We start from the raw sequence: 15,871 nt of genomic DNA, 5'->3' as shown, positions 1-15,871 counted from the left end.
AGCGGTTGCGGGGGTGGACGTTGTTCCGGGCGGTGGAGTCGGGGGTTCGGGCGCTTCGGGTGGGGCGGCCCCGGGATGCCGAGTTGTTGCTGGAATTCGCCGGGTGGCTGTAGGTCCCCGCTAGACAGTCGACGTCAGTTTCAGGGCCAGGACCGGGCAGTCCGACGCTGCTCTGCGGGCCCGTTTCACCGCGCGCGGCGGGATCGGGGTGCCGTCGACCAGCGGGTAGCCCCACTCGTCCAGCGTGATGTGGTCCGGGAGGAGTTCCGCGCACAGGCCGTGTGCCTGGCACGCCGTCCAGTCGATGTCGATCTGCTGCTGCTCCATGGTCAGTGGGCCTCGTTCGGGATGGGGAGCAAGGGGGTGCGGTCGGTCGCCGTGCACAAACCCCTTGCGTGGGCGTCGAGTTCGGCCGCGAAGGTGATCAGCGCGCTGCGGACCAGGCGGACCGTGCCGTCGGGGTGGTGGCAGGCGCCTCGGCCTTCGACCAGGCCGGACCAACGGGCCACGTTCTCGCGGGTGTCGGCCTGGGGGCCGGGGGTGGCCAGGGTCTGGAAGGCGGAGGCGATGCGCGGGAGGCCGTTGAGGCAGGGACCGCACTGGCCGGCCGATTGCAGGGCCAAGTAGCGGAGGACTCGGGCGGTTTCGGCGACTCCGCAGCGGTCGGTGGGGAGTGCGGCCAGGACGCCTGCTCCCAAGTCGCCCGCGTCCAGGGTGCGTTGGGCTGCCTCGGCGGTCGGGATCCAGGTGCCGTGGTAGCCGCCGACCAGTACCGCCGATGTTCCCCGCAGGGGCAGGAGTCGGTTCAGGGGGAGGCCGAACGGGGCTTCCACGACCCGGACTTCGCGGTTCGGCACGTGCAGGGTGCACAGCGTGCTGCCGGGCTGGGTGGGCGTGCCCGCGCTGCGGAACCAGTCGGCGCCGTAGCGGGCGACCAGGGCCAGGTGGGCCAGCGTCTCGACGTTCTGGACGAGCGTCGGGGCCTTGTGCACCCCGCGTTCACGGACCGGCGGGCGCTGGTGGCGGGGCAGCGGGGCGTTTCCGGAGACGTACTGCGCGAGGGCCGACGCCTGGCCGGACAGGAAGCGTTTGGGCAGCCGGACGACCCGTACCGGGAGGGGGTCGTTGCCGCGTTGCGCCAGGGCCGACTCCAGGTAGGACGCGCCGTCCTCCACCGCCAGGTGGGCCTCCCCCGCGCCGACCGCTCTGGCCGCCAACTGCAGCCCGTCCAGGACCAGATGGGGTGACAGGCGCAGGAGGGTCTTGTCCTTGCGGCTGGCCGGTTCGCCCTCCGCGCCGTTCGCCACGACCACGGGTGCGCGGCCCGTACGGCGGCTCGCGTCGGCCACCGCGACGAGCTTGCGGTACGTCGGGAACGCGGCGCCTCCGCGGCCGGTGAGGCCGGATTCGGCGACGGTTCTCAGCAGGCCGTCGGGATCGCCGTACGACAGGGAACCGTAGCGGAGTTCGTGGGTGGCGAGGTCGGCCGCGGTGCCGCCGGGGGCGAGGAGGCGGGGGGACATGTAGACGTCGGTGAAGGTGGTGGTCGTGGTGGTCATGAGCGGGCTCCTTCGGCGGTGCGGAGCAGGGCTGCGGGGGTGCGGCGGGAGGCACGGGAGGAGTGGGCCAGGCGGATGCCGAAGGCGGCGACCACGGCGGCCACGCAGGACACGGTCAGCCAGGTCATCCAGTCGGTGCCGGTGTCCGTGCCGATGCCGATGCCGTGGATCAGGGCGATCGGCCAGGAGGCATAGGCCAGCCAGTGGACGGCCCGCCAGGTGCGGTGGCCGAGGCGTTCCCGCAGGAGGCTGGTGACCAGGACCGCGAGCAGCAGGTCGAGGGCGACCGTGCCGAGGCCGAGCCAGAACGGCTGGTAGGCGGAGGCGAAGGGGACGACCGCGTCGAGGACGGTGATGTTCACGTAGCCGTCGATCACCGCCACCGCGATGTGCAGCGCCAGGAACGCGGCCGCGGAGAGGGAGAGGGTGCGGTGGAGGTTCACCGTGCCGAAGCGGGGCAGGCCGGGAAGCCGGGTGCGCAGGCGGACCGCGATGCCGAGCAGGACCACGACCGTGAACAGGACCAGGCAGACGGCACCGGTGGCGCGGTTGGCGTACCAGAGGGTTTCGGAGCTCATGCGGCGGCCGCCAGGGAGGTGGGCCAGCCCGGGGTCGTGACGACCGTGCCGTCCTGGGCGACCAGGCGGGCCGGCAGGCCGAGGCGGGTCAGCCAGCGCTCGGCGCCCGCGCCCTTGACCAGGGACGCCGTGCTCGCCGCGTTGGCGTCGGCGCAGGTGGCGGCCGCCACCGAGACCGTGCGCCAGGGGCTGCGGACGGGCAGGCCGGTGCGCGGGTCGACGATGTGGTGGAGTTCGTGGCCGCTGCGGCGCCAGTTGCGGGCGGAGGTGCCCGAGGTGGCGAGGCCGCCGGAGCGCAGGCCGATCGTGGCGTACGTGCCGTGCGCGGGCGTCTCGTCGACGGAACCGGTGACGTCTTGGACGCGGATGTTCCAGCCGCCGGCCGGGGGCTCCCCCGCGACCGCCGTGTCGCCGCCGAGGCTCACCAGGACTCCGCAGCCGGCCACCTCCGCGAGCATCGCGGCTGCCTTGTCGGCGGCCCAGGCCTTCGCCGTGGCGCCGAGGTCGAGGCGGACGCCGGCCGGGACGGTGACCGTGCCCGTCGTACGGTCGAGGTCGATCATGCGCCAGCCCGGGGCGCGCTTCACGGTGAGCCGGACCGGGCGGTCGTCCTCGCGGACGAGGGTGAAGTCGCGGTCGTAGCCGATGGCGTTCATCGCCGAGCCGACGGTCGGGTCCACCGCTCCGTCGGTCGCCTCGGCGGCGCGCAGGGCGACGGCCAGGGCTTCGGCGAGCAGCGGACTGACGGTGACCGGGCGGCCGAACGAGGCGTCCAGGGCGGCGAGTTCGGAGTCTGCGCGGAACCGGCTGCAGGCCGCGTCGACCTCGGCGAGGTGCCGGGCGAGGAGCAGGTTGCAGGAGTCCAGCAGGGCCGGGTCGGTGACGACCAGACGGACGCCGGTGCCGAGGGCGCGCCAGTCGGCGGCGGCAGTCGTACGCAGGGGCGTCGTGTTCATCTTCATCGCACTCATCACGACGCTCCCGACGTGGAGTCGGTGGAGCTGCCGGAGGAGGACGTCACACCGGACGAGGACGACTGGAGGTCCGACGAGGACGAGGACGAAGAAGATGAGGAGGATGAAGAGGTCGAGCTGTCCGACGTAGAAGAGCTCGAAGACGAGGTGGAAGAGCTTGAGGACGAGGCGGACGGCGAGGGCGACGACGAAGTGGTCGTTGTCGTGCTGCCCGTCGCCGTGTCCGCTTCCGCGTCCGACTGCATCGTGCCGACCAGGGCGAACACCCCGGCCGCCGCCGCCAGCGTGACCGCTGCCGTGGCGGCCGCGATGCGCCGCTTGCCTCTGCGGACCGCCGTAGCGGCCCCACGCTCCTTGACTGTCATGACCGTTCCCCTCCGCAGTGACGCTCTGTCACGTACTACGGTCGGGGACCAGCCTGAGAGAAGTCTGTGAGGCGCCCATACGCCCCACAAGAACTCTCTGAGAGGAATCTTAAATTGCTTGAGGCTTCAATAACTCAGTGTGCGGTGAGGCGGGCGATCGCCTCGTCGACCGTCAGTTCCTCGCGCTCGCCGGTCCTGCGGTCCTTCAGTTCCAGGACGCCCTCGGCGGAGCGGCGGCCCGCGACCAGGATCTTCGGTACGCCGATCAGCTCGGAGTCGGTAAACTTCACGCCCGGGGAGACCCCGGCGCGGTCGTCGACCAGGACACGCAGGCCGGCCGCGCGCAGCTTCTCCGAGACGTCCAGGGCGAGTTCGGTCTGAAGGGCCTTGCCGGCGGCGACCACGTGCACGTCGGCCGGGGCGACCTCGGCGGGCCAGCACAGGCCCTTGTCGTCGGCGGTCTGCTCGGCGAGGGCGGCGACCGCGCGGGAGACGCCGATGCCGTAGGAGCCCATGGTGACGCGGACCGGCTTGCCGTGCTGGCCGAGGACGTCGAGCTTGAGGGCGTCGGCGTACTTGCGGCCGAGCTGGAAGATGTGGCCGATCTCGATGGCGCGGTCCAGCTTGAGGCCGGTGCCGCACTTGGGGCAGGGGTCGCCCTCCTGCACGACCACGACGTCGACGTAGGTGTCGACCTCGAAGTCACGGCCCGCGACGACGTACTTGGCGTGCGTGCCCGGCTTGTTGGCGCCGGTGATCCAGGAGGTGCCGGGGGCCACGCGCGGGTCGGCGATGTACGTGACCTTGTCGCCCAGGCCCTGCGGGCCGACGTACCCGCGCACCAGGTCGGGACGGCCGGTGAAGTCCTCCGCCGTCACCAACTCGACCGCCGCGGGGGCGAAATGGGCCTCGACCTTGCCGAGGTCGACCTCGCGGTCACCGGGGACTCCTACGGCCACGATCTCGCCGTCGACCTTCACGAGGAGGTTCTTCAGGGTGGCGGAGGCCTCGACGCCGAGGTGGGCGGCGAGGGTCTCGATGGTGGGGGTGTCGGGGGTGGGGATCTCTTCGAGCACGGGCACGTCGGTGGCGTCCACGGACGTCAACTCGTACGTGATCGCTTCGGTGTTGGCGGCGAAGTCGCAGTTCGGGCAGTCCGCGAAGGTGTCCTCGCCGGCCTCGGCCGGGGCGAGGAACTCCTCCGACTTGGAGCCGCCCATCGCGCCCGCGGTCGCGGCGCAGATGCGGTAGTCGAGGCCCAGGCGCGCGAAGACCTTCTGATACGCCTGGCGGTGCAGGGCGTAGGAGTGGGCGAGGCCCTCGTCCTCCGTGTCGAAGGAGTACGAGTCCTTCATCAGGAACTCGCGGCCGCGGAGGATGCCGGCGCGGGGGCGGGCCTCGTCGCGGTACTTGTGCTGGATCTGGTAGAGGATGACCGGCAGGTCCTTGTAGGAGGACGCCTGGTCCTTCACGATCAGCGTGAAGATCTCCTCGTGGGTGGGGCCGAGGAGATAGTCGCCGCCCTTGCGGTCCTGGAGCCGGAACAGCTCGGGGCCGTACTCCTCCCAGCGGCCGGTCGCCTCGTACGGCTCGCGGGGCAGGATCGCGGGGAGCAGCACCTCCTGGGCACCGATCGCGTCCATCTCCTCACGCACGATCCGCTCGACGTTGGAGAGCACCTTCTTGCCCAGCGGCAGCCAGGACCAGATACCGGCCGCGGTACGGCGGACGTAGCCGGCCCGCACGAGCAGCTTGTGACTGAGGACCTCGGCGTCCGCCGGGTCGTCGCGCAGCGTCTTCGCCATCAACTGGGACATGCGCTGGACCGGTACGTTCGCCATGGTTCCTGTACTCCTGCCGGGAAAGGGTGATGGCTAGGAGGTTAGCCGGGCGTGCTGTGCCGGTGGAAATCGGTTAGGGCCTGTCCGGCGGCGCAGGTCGCAGGAAAACGGCGGTGCCTGATCGGCGCCGGTGAGCGGGGCGTGGCGCGTGCAGCCGCAAGGCGGAGGAGGCGGTGACATCAGCGGCTTCGCCGTGGGCGACGCGGTGGGGGTCCCCCCGGTCGAGCGAAGCCGAGACTGGGGGAGTCGGCGACTGACGACAACGCCGCAGATGTGCGTGCCACGCCCCGCGTCTGCGGCATGATCCGCCGGACATGCCCTAACGGCGGCGGAGTGGGAGTGGGGCGCCCATGACCGCGTACGGCTTCGGGGCGCTCGGGAACAGGACCTGGCGGGCGAGGTCCTCGTAGCCGAGGGAGCGGTAGAGGCCCCGGGCCGGGCTGTCGGTGTCGATCGCGGAGAGGATCGAGCGGGGTTCGGCGGCGGCGTCCGTGATGGTGGTGATCAGGGAGCGGCCCGCGCCGCGGTTCTGGTACTGCGGGTGGACGTGCAGCTCGGTGATCACGAAGGAGTGGTCCAGCCATTCGTCGTGGTCGCGGGCCCGGAGGTACGGCTCTACGACGGTGGACCACCAGTGGGTGCGGTTGTTGGGCATGCCGTAGACGAACCCGACGAGTCGGCCCTCGGTCGTGGCGCCGAGGGCGCGGGCGCCGGGGTAGGTCATGTGGCGTAGGACGATCTGCCTGCGTACGGCCACCTCGTCCGCGCCCAGGCCGAAGGCGAGGGCCTGTACGGCGAGGGCTTCGTCCACGTGGGCCGAGAGGTCCAGGGGGGCGATCACGACGTCTTCGGGGTGGCGGTGGCCGTGACCGGGAAATCGCATGTGGGGAGAGTACAGGGGAGTTTCGGTTGTGGATCGGGGGTGGGTGCGTCGTGGTTGCTCGCGCCACGCGGCGGAGCCCAAGTGTCACCGCCTCGCGCCCCTGAAGGGCTTCAGAACAGGACGCTCATGAAGGCGCCGACCTCTTGGAAGCCCACCCTCAAGTACGCCCGCCTTGCTGGGGTGTTGAAGTCGTTCACGTAGAGGCTGACCATGGGGGCCACGTCCTCCAGGGCGTAGCGGAGTACCGATGCCATCGCGGGGGCCGCCACGCCCATGCCCCGGTACTCGGGGGCCACCCAGACGCCCTGGATCTGGCAGGCCCTGGGTGTTGCCGCGCCGATCTCCGCCTTGAAGACGACCTTGCCGTACTCGTCGAGGCGGGCGAACGAGCGGCCGGAGCTTACGAGTTCGGCCACTCGGGCCTGGTAGAGGAGGCCGCCGTCGCCGGCCAGCGGGGAGACCCCGACCTCCTCGGTGAACATCGCCACGCACGCCGGCATGATCGTGTCCATCTCGTCCTTGCGGATCCGGCGGACGTACGGGTCGGGGGCGATGTCGGTGGGCATGCGGTCGGCGACCATGAGCGGCTGGCGGGCGCGGACCTCTCGGGCGGGGCCCCAGCTCGGTTCGAGGAGGCGCCAGAGCTGGGCGGTGGCGTCGGCGGGGCCGACGATCGAGGAGCAGCGGCGGCCTGCCCTGCGGGCGCGGTCGGCGAAGGCGCGGACCGCTCTGGGGGTCGCGCAGATCGGGACGAGGTTGGCGCCGGCGTAGCAGAGGGACGTCAGCATGCCGTCCTCGTACCAGCCCCACATCTCGCCGCCGAGCCGCCAGGGGTCGAGGCCCGCGACCTGCACGCGCGAGGTCACGAAGGCGTTCGTGACCGGCTCGCGGTCGAGCACGGCGAGCGCGGCGTCCAGGTCGCTCGGTTCGAGCACCCGAGAGGTGGTCTGGGTCAACACGTGCGGGGCCTCACCCTGAGGGTCTGCTGATCTCCGCACTGTACCTGCGGAAGCTGAGCGGTGCCGCCCTGTGCCGCTGGCTTTTCCGTGGGGGTGGGGTCTCGGTGGGCGTCTCTGGGGGCTGCCGCCCCCAGACCCCCGCCGTCGGCCTGGACGGCCTCGTCCTCAAACGCCGGACGGGCTGAAGGTGCGGGCCTGCGCTGACCAGTGAGCCCCCAGCGCTTCGCGAGTGGAGTCCAAGACCTCGACGGACGGGGGGCAAGGCCTGTGAGCTCGCTTCGGCCCCTTCAGCCTGCGTCAGACCTTTGGCCCGCCCCGGACCCCGGCCCCATCAACCCGCAACCGCCACCGTCGGCTCCCCCGAAGCAACCCCGTCCGCCTCCATCTGTTCGGCGATCTTCATCGCCTCCTCGATGAGGGTCTCCACGATCTTCGACTCGGGGACGGTCTTGATGACCTCGCCCTTGACGAAGATCTGGCCCTTGCCGTTGCCGGAGGCGACACCGAGGTCGGCCTCTCGGGCCTCGCCGGGGCCGTTCACCACGCAGCCCATGACGGCCACGCGCAGCGGGACCTCCATGCCCTCCAGGCCCGCCGTGACCTCCTCGGCCAGCTTGTAGACGTCGACCTGGGCGCGGCCGCAGGAGGGGCAGGAGACGATCTCCAGGCGGCGGGGCTTGAGGTTCAGGGACTCCAGGATCTGGTTGCCGACCTTGACCTCCTCCACCGGAGGGGCGGACAGGGAGACGCGGATCGTGTCGCCGATGCCCTGCGAGAGGAGGGCGCCGAAGGCGACCGCGGACTTGATCGTGCCCTGGAAGGCCGGGCCCGCCTCGGTGACGCCCAGGTGCAGCGGGTAGTCGCACTGCGCCGCGAGCTGGCGGTACGCCTCGACCATCACGACCGGGTCGTTGTGCTTGACCGAGATCTTGATGTCCTGGAAGCCGTGCTCCTCGAAGAGGGACGCCTCCCAGAGGGCGGACTCGGCCAGCGCCTCGGGGGTCGCCTTGCCGTACTTCTTCAGCAGGCGGCTGTCCAGCGAGCCCGCGTTCACACCGATCCGGATCGGGGTGCCGTGGTCCTTCGCGGCCCGCGCGATCTCCTTGACCTTGTCGTCGAACTGCTTGATGTTGCCCGGGTTCACACGGACCGCCGCGCAGCCCGCCTCGATCGCGGCGAACACGTACTTCGGCTGGAAATGGATGTCCGCGATGACCGGGATCTGCGACTTGCGCGCGATGGTCGCCAACGCGTCCGCGTCGTCCTGCGTCGGGCAGGCCACCCGGACGATCTGGCAGCCGGACGCGGTGAGTTCCGCGATCTGCTGGAGCGTCGCGCCGATGTCCGACGTACGGGTCGTCGTCATGGACTGCACCGACACCGGCGCGTCGCCGCCGACCGCCACGGATCCGACCTGGATCTGCCGGCTCTTGCGACGCTCGGCGAGCCGGGTCGGAACGGACGGAATGCCGAGAGAAATCGCAGTCATCTGCTGTGCAACCCCAAGTCGTGGATCAAGGCCCCGGTCCCGGAACAACGGGCTCCAGGGTTCGAGATTACGTCACCGACGTGAACGGGAGCGCACAGCGTCCCTACGGCACACTCAATAGTGTCCGTGGTCTACGGGCGAGGCGTGCTGGGGCGACGGGAGGGCAGGATTCCCGGTTGGGCACGGCGTCCGGCTCACCCACGGACCGCCGACTACGAGGTGCCACCCGATTCGCCTTGGGACGGTCCCGGGCTGTCGCCCTGGGCGAACTCCACTTGACCGCCGCGGCCCGCGCGATTGAACCAGTGCGCGATTCCGTAGACGATGACCACGCCCACGGGATAGAAGATCAGGCGTATGCCTTCGGGTACCAGCCACGTCACGAGCGTCACCCAGATCACGAGAACGACCAGGGCCACGACAAGGAATCTCGGGCTCCACGCCCAGGCGATGGCGTTGAACTCCGATGGCTGTGAGGCGGGTCCCCCGTCAGCGGAGCGTGACTCGTCGTTCATGGATCATCCCTCTCGCTCGGCATGCTCATGGACTTTCGTCGGACATGGTCGCCCGGCCCGCTGTCGCGGGCCGGGCGACCATGTCAGGAACCTGCTACAAGCGCCATCTTCCGCGGTGCCGTCCATAGCCACGGAAGAAGTTTCGGCCTATGAGTCCGCTGAAGAACCCGCCTACGTATCCCTTCCAGTAAGCGGCCGAGGCGCCACGCCTGCTCGCATGGTGCCAGCCATGATGAGAGACCCCATAGTCCATGATCCCCGCGGATCCCCAGATGGCCGCTCCTGCCAGCATGCATCCGAGTCCGCCGGTACCGGCACACATGCCCAGCATGAGGGCACCTGCTCCGACCATGATTCCGATGTGCGCTGCGAAACGCAGGTGCCGGCCCCAATGGTGGTGCCAGTGCCAGCCCCACTTGCCGTCCAGATCGTAGCCACCGATGGGATCACCGGAGCAGTAGTCGTAGGCGTTGGCGTTGCCACCGGGAACGGGGTCGGTGGACAGGAAGCGTCCGGTGGTGGGGTCGTAGAGGCGTACTCCCATGAGGATGGCGCCGGTGACCGTTTCGGTGGAGCGCTGTTTGCCGCCGAGCCAGCCGTAGCGGGCCGCGGTGGCGTCGCCCTCGGCGTTGCCGTGCTCGTCGTAGGCGAGTGCGGTGACGGCCTGTGAGGTGTCTAGCGGCAGTTGGACCGTCACGTCGCCGTGGATGTCGGTCAGTTGGAGGACGGTGCCACCGGTGGCGCTGGTGACCGCGTCGAGGCCGCCGTCGCTGCCCTGGACATTGCGAGTGAGAACGCCGCTGGTCTCCTGGATCCAGTCGGGGCTGTCGGTATCGGAGCCGTAGTGGTTGGTCTTGGATCCGGTCTGGGTCCAGGTGCCGCTGCTGTCGGACTCGGTGGTCCAGGTGGCCAGGCGGCCGGCCGCGTCCAGGTTCCAGGTCTGCCGGTTGGTGCCGGAGGTCTGCTGGTGGACGAGGTCGTTGGCGTAGTAGCCGATGGTGGCGCCGGAGGCCTGGGTGGTGGTGCGGCCGAAGGCGTCGTAGACCGTGCCGGTGGTGGTCAGCCGGTCCGCGCTGTCGTAGGAGGACGAGGTGGTCGTGGCTCCCGTGGACGTGCAGGCCACGCCCACATCGCTGGTCGAAGTGGCCAGTGCCGTGCGGTTGGTGTTGCCGTCGAAGGTGTAGTCGCGGCGGGTGCAGGCGCCGTCCGGGTCGGTGTCGTCGGCGCGGGTGAGGCGTCCGGCCGTGTCGTAGGTGTAGGCGCGGCTGCGGGTCTGGCCGGCGGTGTCGGTGTCGTCGACGACCTGGCCCTGGACGCTCTCGTCGGTGCTGTCGGAGGCGACGACGGTGCTGTCGCTGTCCTGGGTGTACACCTTGGAGGTCGTGGCGCCGGTCTCGTCCTGGCCGACGGTCAGGGTGTAGCCGCCGGGCAGGGACTCGGTGGCGAGGTCGCCGTCCGCGTCGTAGGTCGCGGCGAAGGAGCCGGCGACCGAGTCGGTGCGGGAGGTCTCCACACCACGCGGGTCCTTGGTGGTGTCGTAGGTGTACGTGGTCGTCGACGGCGCGGAGTCGGTGGTCTTCACCGGCCGGCCGAGGGCGTCGTACTGGGTGGCGGCGGTGTTGCCCGCGCCGTCGTTGTAGGAGATCTCCCGTCCGAGCTGGTCGGTGGTGTGGGTGACGGTCTGCCCGTTGGAGGTGACCGTGGCCACGTCGCCGCTGTCGGCGTCGTAGGTCGTGGTCGTGTCCGGTACCGCGGTGCCCACTCCGCCGCTGACCGAGGTCGTCTTCAGCCGGCCTGCCGCGTCGTAGGTGTTGGTGGTGGTGCGGGTGACGGAGTTCGCGGTCTCGGTGGTCTTGGCGGTGTTGCCCCACCGGTCGTACTCGGTTGTCTTGGTGGGGAGTTGGGTGGGGTTGGTGCCGCCTCCGGTGATGGCGGCGGCCGGGCCGGTGGAGCAGACCAGGTCGGTCCACTCCGGCTTGCCGTTGCACGCGCCGGTGCCGGTGGCCGCGTAGTACGTGGTGACCGTGGCACCGGCGTCCGAGCCGGACGACTTGGGCAGGGTGGTCTTGATGACGCGGCCCTGGGAGTCGTACGACGTGGTCTTGGCCAGCGCGAGACCGGAGGGATCGGTGGTCACGGTGGTGGGCAGACCCTTGACCCAGTCGTACTGGGTGGTCGTGGTGCGGGTGTCCGCGTCGGCGGGGTAGCCGTCCACGTAGGCGCCCACCGTGGTGGTGGTGACCTGGTTGGCGACGGTGGCCGTGCCGTCCGTCGGCCTGCCCTCGTCGTAGGCGTTGACGGTGTGCTCGCGGGCCGGGACCTCCGTGCCGGCGGCCAGGTCGGTGCCGCCGGTACCGGCCTTGAGGGCCGAGGTGAGGGTGACCTGGTGCAGGGGCCCGTACTCGTCGGTCTCGCGCAGTCCGTCGGAGGAGTACACCGAGCGGGTCGACAGGAGGTCGGCACGGTCGGCGGACGACATCTGGTCGATGCTGAGCGCCACCTGCTCGGCCAGCCCGTCACCGCTGGCGGCCAGGGCCAACTCGCGGTTGGAGGCGGTCAGTCGGCGCACCGTGTTGCCGAACTGGTCGTACTCGGTGGTGGTGATGTGGTTGCCGGGTGTGGCGGTGTTGACCTCCCGACCGGAGTTGTCGGTGTAGGTGATGGTCGCGCGCTTGTAGTCGGTGGCGGCCAGGCTGCTGCCCGTGTGCGAGGTCGGGACCGAGTCGGCCGGGAAGACCGCCGTGGCGTCCGTGGGGACGTCGTCCTGGGCCCAGGTGGCCACGTCCGAGGTGCCCATGGCGTTGGGGGCCGTGCTGCCGGTGAGCGGCACGTCGTAGACGACGCTGGTGGTTGCCGTGGTGCCGTCGGTGGTGCTCTTGGTACCCGCCGTCAGGTTCGGGCGGGAGGCCGACAGGAGCATGCCCGCACCGGCGGTGGCCGCGTTTCCGGCCGTGCCGTAGGTGAAGGTCCAGGGCAGCTCGCCGGGCGGGGTGAGGGTGGTGATGTGCCCGGCACTGTCGTAGGTGTAGGCGGTCTTCAGCGCGGGGCTGATCCGCGGGTCCCACTGCTCGCGCAGATGGCCGGTGGTGTCGTACGCGTACTGCGAGACCACGGTCGCGGTCGCAGCCGAGGCGCCCGGATCGGTCGCCCACTCCTTGATCTGCTGGACCTGCCCGGTGTAGTCGCCGAGCGCGCTGGAGGTGGCGGTGGTGGAGGTCGCGTAGACGAACTCCAGCAGTCGGCACCCCTTCGTGGACGGCGTGGTCTGGCAGGTCGAGGCCGACACGGCGGACGTGGGGGCGATGACGTACTTCGGACGGGCCAGGGTGCTGGTGGTGGAGGGCTTCTCCGAGACCACCTTGGTGGTCGAGTTGTCGGTCGGCAGATGGGTGCTGGACACCTGCCAGGTCGTCGCCGTCGAGTCCACCTTCGCGAAGGTGGTGGTCGTGCCGGTGTCGTCCTTCAGCGTGAAGGAACCGGTCAGTGACCCGGTCAGGGTCAGGTCCTCGGAGCCGGGCTCGGGCTTCCAGCCACCGGCGGAGGTGGCGGTGAAACCGGTCTCGTCGCCGTCCACATCCACCAAGGCCACCGAGGTGGCCGAGGTCTGACGGACGTCCACCCAGTCGGAGTCGGTGATCTCCGCGGTCGTGCCCGAGGTCCACTGCGGACCGAAGATCGCCACCTGGCCCTCGGCATCCGTGCCCGCCGTCGGACGGCGCGACGAAGCGGTACGGGACACCGACAGGTCGAAGCCCGACGCGTCCGTCGCGGACAGGGTGTAGTCACCGGTGAGGGTGTTCACCGAACCCGGGCCGACACTCGCACTCGGAGCGGTGCCCGCGTTGCGGTCCAGGGTGATCGTGTGCGGCTGCGAGTACGCCGTCGTCGTACCGTCCGTGAAGGCCGCCCGGATGTCGATCGCGCCGTCCTGCGACAGCGAGTCGGTGACATTCCAGGTCAGGGCCGCGGGCGAGCCGCCGGTCACGGTGACCGGCCAGGCCGAGACCGCCGAGCCGTCCGAGGACTTGGTGACGTCCGCGACCGGGACGCTGGTCCAGGAGTCGGTCTCGCCGCGCCGGTACTGGTAAGTGACCCCGGTATAGGTGGTCTTGCCGGTCGAGGTCAGGCTGACCCGGCGGGCGGCGCTGTTGCCGGCGCCCGGGGTGAGCAGACCCGCGCCGCCACCGACACCGAACGCGTACGTCGTCGTGGCCGTGGAGAGGTTGCCGCCGGAGTCGACGGTCTTGGCGTACAGCTTGTGCCAGTCCTCACCCGGGTTGATCGTGATGGTGAGGGCGTCGCCGCCGTTGCCGTCGGTGGTGTCGTAGACCCGCTGGGGAACCGTCGAGTCGTCCAGGCCCCAGTAGAAGCCCATGCCGTCCGTGGACGTGGTGTCCAGCGTGCAGGTCGCACCGCCGGAAGCGGTGGCCGTCCAGGCGTTGGCCGTGTACGGGTCACAGGAGATGGTGGGTGCGGCCGGCAGGGCCGTGTTCATCACGAACGTGGTGTAGCCCGACCAGGCCCCGTAGTCCGTGCCGTCGTAGCCGCGCACCCGGAACCGCAGATGCGTGCCCGCCGGGAACGCCGAAGCCGACGGGATCGCCAGCTTCGCGGTCCCGCCGGAGGCCACGGAGGCGGAGGTGGCGGTGTACGTGTACGTGGTGTCCGCGTACGCGGGGTCCGCCGTGACCTCGAACTGGCCCTTGACCGTGGAACCGTCCGCGTCCGTCACCTTCGCCGACAGCGTCGGCGTCAGCGAGGTCGCGTACCGCTTGCCGTTGTAGGCGTTGACCGCGCTCGGCGAGATCGCCGACGCGCTCGTCGTCGCGTACGAGTTGTAGGTCACGACCAGCTTCGGCGCGTACCCGGCGGTCGAGTAGTTCGCCGAACGGAACCGCCGCCAGGTCGTCGAGTCGGTCTCGCTGTCCCCGCGGATCTGGAGGCCGTAGTTGGCGGAACCGTCCGCCCATGCCTGGGTGACGGTCTGGAGGCTCCAGTTCGACCAGTTCGCCGCACAGGTCGAGCCGCCCCAGTGACCGGTGTTGCTCGACTGACCCGTGGTCGTCGTCGAGGGCTGCACACCCCACGTGATCGCCGAGGACGTCCACGTCGAGGTGATCCGCTTGGCCAGCGTGGGCGAGCCGGTGGTGTCGCAGGTCGCCGAGTAGTAGTTGTACAGCGACATCACCGACGAGGTGATGTGCTTGCCCGCGAACTTCGACACATCGAACTTGACGTACGAGCGGGCGGTGTCCGTACCGCCGTCGTACGTACCCGACTTCAACTCCTCCGAGGAGATCTGCGAGTCGGGGTAGTCGGGGTTCTGCACCCACGTGTCGGTGGTCACCGCGAGCGTGGTGGTCGGATCGACCGTCACCGGATACGTCGCGGTCGCCAGGAACGTGCTGTCCGGGGTGAGGACGAGCGTCTGCGTACCGTCCGCGGCGGTCTCGACCTTCGTCGCCACCTGCTTCTGGTGCGCCGACTCGCCGGACGCCTTGTCCTTGCTGGCGTCCCACATCATCGGGGCGGGCGCCTCGGCGACCAGCTTGCCGGCCGAGTCCTTCAGCAGCAGGTGCCCGGAGGCGGCCTGCGAGAGCTTCAGCCCGTCCAGGTTCAGCGGGATGCGGTAGGAGACCGCGTCGCCCGTCGGCTGCCGGGTGAGCCGGATGTTCTCGGAGAAGCCCTGCGCGAGCGCGCTGACGGACAGGCTCTGGCCGCTGCCCAGGTCGTAAGTGGCCGTGTTCTTGGCCACCTTGGGCGTGGGCAGCTTGTCCTGCCAGCCCAGACCGAAGGACTCCTTGCCCTTGGCCACCGACGCCAACTGCTTGTCCCCGCCGTCCGACACGGCGATGTCGGCCGCCGCGGCGGCCGGGGTGAGGTCGGCGCCGGTGTCGGACAGCGCGGTGTCGATGTTCTTCCACGTGCCGTCGGCCTTGGTCCGGATCGGTCCGGCGTACGCGGCTGTCTCCAGCTCCCCACTGGGCAGCGCGTACGTCGTCGAGTCGGCGGCCCGCGCCGACAACACCTCGATCTTCCGGCCCTGAAGACGGGCCATCAACACCGCCGACGCCTCGTCCTGCGCCTCCGCCGGACCCTCCGCGCTCGTGGAATCGGCCTTTGTGGACGCGGAAACGGTGCTCGTCGCGGGGGCGGCGAACGCCAGCCCGCTGTCCTCGGCCACCAGTGCCGTCTCTAGAGCCATCACCATCACGATGCCGACGGCTATCTGCCGCAGCCGCCTGGCCCGGTCTCGCCGGCTCGGTCTCGATCTGCCCTGGGGCAGGGTTCTGTGACGCACGATCGGAATCCCCCTCCGTCGTTTTGGCACCCCCGCGACTGGAGGCGCGGAAAAACGAACCGATCTTCACAGAGGGCTTACATCGCGACCATGGAGGCAGAACGAGATCCCAAGCCAATCCCAAGTCGAGGCCAAGGATTGGGTGATTCCCCTTCTCGACCACCGCACCAAGTGCAGTGAATTGCCCCTCATGGAGCACTTCCGTTTCGGCGCGGCCGGGTACGACGAGACGCGGCCTGGGCGACGAGGGCACCCGAAACTTTCCCAATAGATGACGGAAGAGCCGACCAAAGCGCAAAGACCGTCACCAGCAGGGTGAAGCGCTTACCCAAGGCCACCAATCGCCACCAGCGGGACAAAGGCACGTCGTCACCGGCAGGACAAAGACGCGCTGCCCACTCGCGTAC

At 70.1% G+C, this 15,871-nt stretch carries 11 protein-coding genes and 1 pseudogene; 2 read left to right on the top strand and 10 right to left on the bottom strand.

All coding sequences use genetic code 11. The annotated features are described in order from the left end of the window. Positions 1-113: pseudogene (locus JHN63_RS52480) on the top strand (kinase); the annotation flags it as partial. Between the two features lie 7 nt (positions 114-120). On the opposite strand, the gene JHN63_RS07855 reads toward JHN63_RS52480, so the two are convergent. Genes JHN63_RS07855 through JHN63_RS07840 form a run of 4 tightly spaced genes read right to left on the bottom strand, consistent with a single transcriptional unit; the run spans position 121 to position 3,108 of the window. Beyond that, positions 121-327, bottom strand: coding sequence for a ferredoxin (locus tag JHN63_RS07855; RefSeq protein WP_200678271.1), 207 nt, complete (start codon positions 325-327; stop codon positions 121-123). A gap of 2 nt (positions 328-329) precedes the next feature. Beyond that, the gene (locus tag JHN63_RS07850; RefSeq protein WP_200678270.1) at positions 330-1,559 is read right to left on the bottom strand and encodes an NADH-ubiquinone oxidoreductase-F iron-sulfur binding region domain-containing protein; all 1,230 of its coding nucleotides are present in this window, start codon (positions 1,557-1,559) and stop codon (positions 330-332) included. After that, positions 1,556-2,137: a ferric reductase-like transmembrane domain-containing protein gene (locus JHN63_RS07845; RefSeq protein ID WP_200678268.1), complete on the bottom strand. Its 582-nt coding sequence runs from the start codon at positions 2,135-2,137 to the stop codon at positions 1,556-1,558. Before JHN63_RS07845 ends, JHN63_RS07850 begins: the two co-directional genes overlap by 4 nt. Beyond that, positions 2,134-3,108 (bottom strand): FAD:protein FMN transferase, encoded by a 975-nt coding sequence (locus tag JHN63_RS07840; RefSeq protein ID WP_234476275.1) that lies wholly within the window; start codon positions 3,106-3,108, stop codon positions 2,134-2,136. The genes JHN63_RS07845 and JHN63_RS07840 overlap by 4 nt, the downstream gene beginning before the upstream one ends. Positions 3,109-3,123: 15 nt before the next feature. Here JHN63_RS07840 and JHN63_RS07835 point away from each other — a divergent pair, with 15 nt between their 5' ends. Beyond that, entirely contained in the window at positions 3,124-3,546 is a 423-nt protein-coding gene (locus JHN63_RS07835) for a hypothetical protein (protein ID WP_307781843.1), read from the top strand. A 64-nt stretch (positions 3,547-3,610) separates the two neighbouring features. On the opposite strand, the gene JHN63_RS07830 is transcribed toward JHN63_RS07835, so the two are convergent. The 6 genes from JHN63_RS07830 to JHN63_RS07805 form a co-directional block, all read right to left on the bottom strand. Further along, positions 3,611-5,317 (bottom strand): proline--tRNA ligase, encoded by a 1,707-nt coding sequence (locus JHN63_RS07830; RefSeq protein WP_200678259.1) that lies wholly within the window; start codon positions 5,315-5,317, stop codon positions 3,611-3,613. Positions 5,318-5,636: 319 nt separating this feature from the next. Next, entirely contained in the window at positions 5,637-6,200 is a 564-nt protein-coding gene (locus JHN63_RS07825) for a GNAT family N-acetyltransferase (protein WP_200678257.1), read from the bottom strand. Between the two features lie 110 nt (positions 6,201-6,310). Next, positions 6,311-7,159 carry a GNAT family N-acetyltransferase gene (locus tag JHN63_RS07820; RefSeq protein ID WP_200678255.1) on the bottom strand — a complete coding sequence of 283 codons (849 nt, stop codon included), beginning with the start codon at positions 7,157-7,159 and terminating at the stop codon, positions 6,311-6,313. 331 nt (positions 7,160-7,490) lie between these two features. Next, positions 7,491-8,648, bottom strand: a complete 1,158-nt coding sequence (gene ispG, locus JHN63_RS07815) for a flavodoxin-dependent (E)-4-hydroxy-3-methylbut-2-enyl-diphosphate synthase (RefSeq protein ID WP_200678245.1) — start codon at positions 8,646-8,648, stop codon at positions 7,491-7,493. A gap of 212 nt (positions 8,649-8,860) precedes the next feature. Continuing rightward, positions 8,861-9,163, bottom strand: a complete 303-nt coding sequence (locus tag JHN63_RS07810; protein ID WP_200678243.1) for a hypothetical protein — start codon at positions 9,161-9,163, stop codon at positions 8,861-8,863. Between the two features lie 94 nt (positions 9,164-9,257). Beyond that, positions 9,258-15,368: a DNRLRE domain-containing protein gene (locus JHN63_RS07805; RefSeq protein ID WP_234476274.1), complete on the bottom strand. Its 6,111-nt coding sequence runs from the start codon at positions 15,366-15,368 to the stop codon at positions 9,258-9,260. Positions 15,369-15,871 lie beyond the last annotated feature (503 nt).

It is taken from the genome of Streptomyces sp. MBT65 (assembly GCF_016612545.1).
GTDB lineage: Bacteria > Actinomycetota > Actinomycetes > Streptomycetales > Streptomycetaceae > Streptomyces.
Note: the sequence above shows the minus strand (reverse complement) of the source record. Positions and strands in the feature narration are given on the sequence as shown.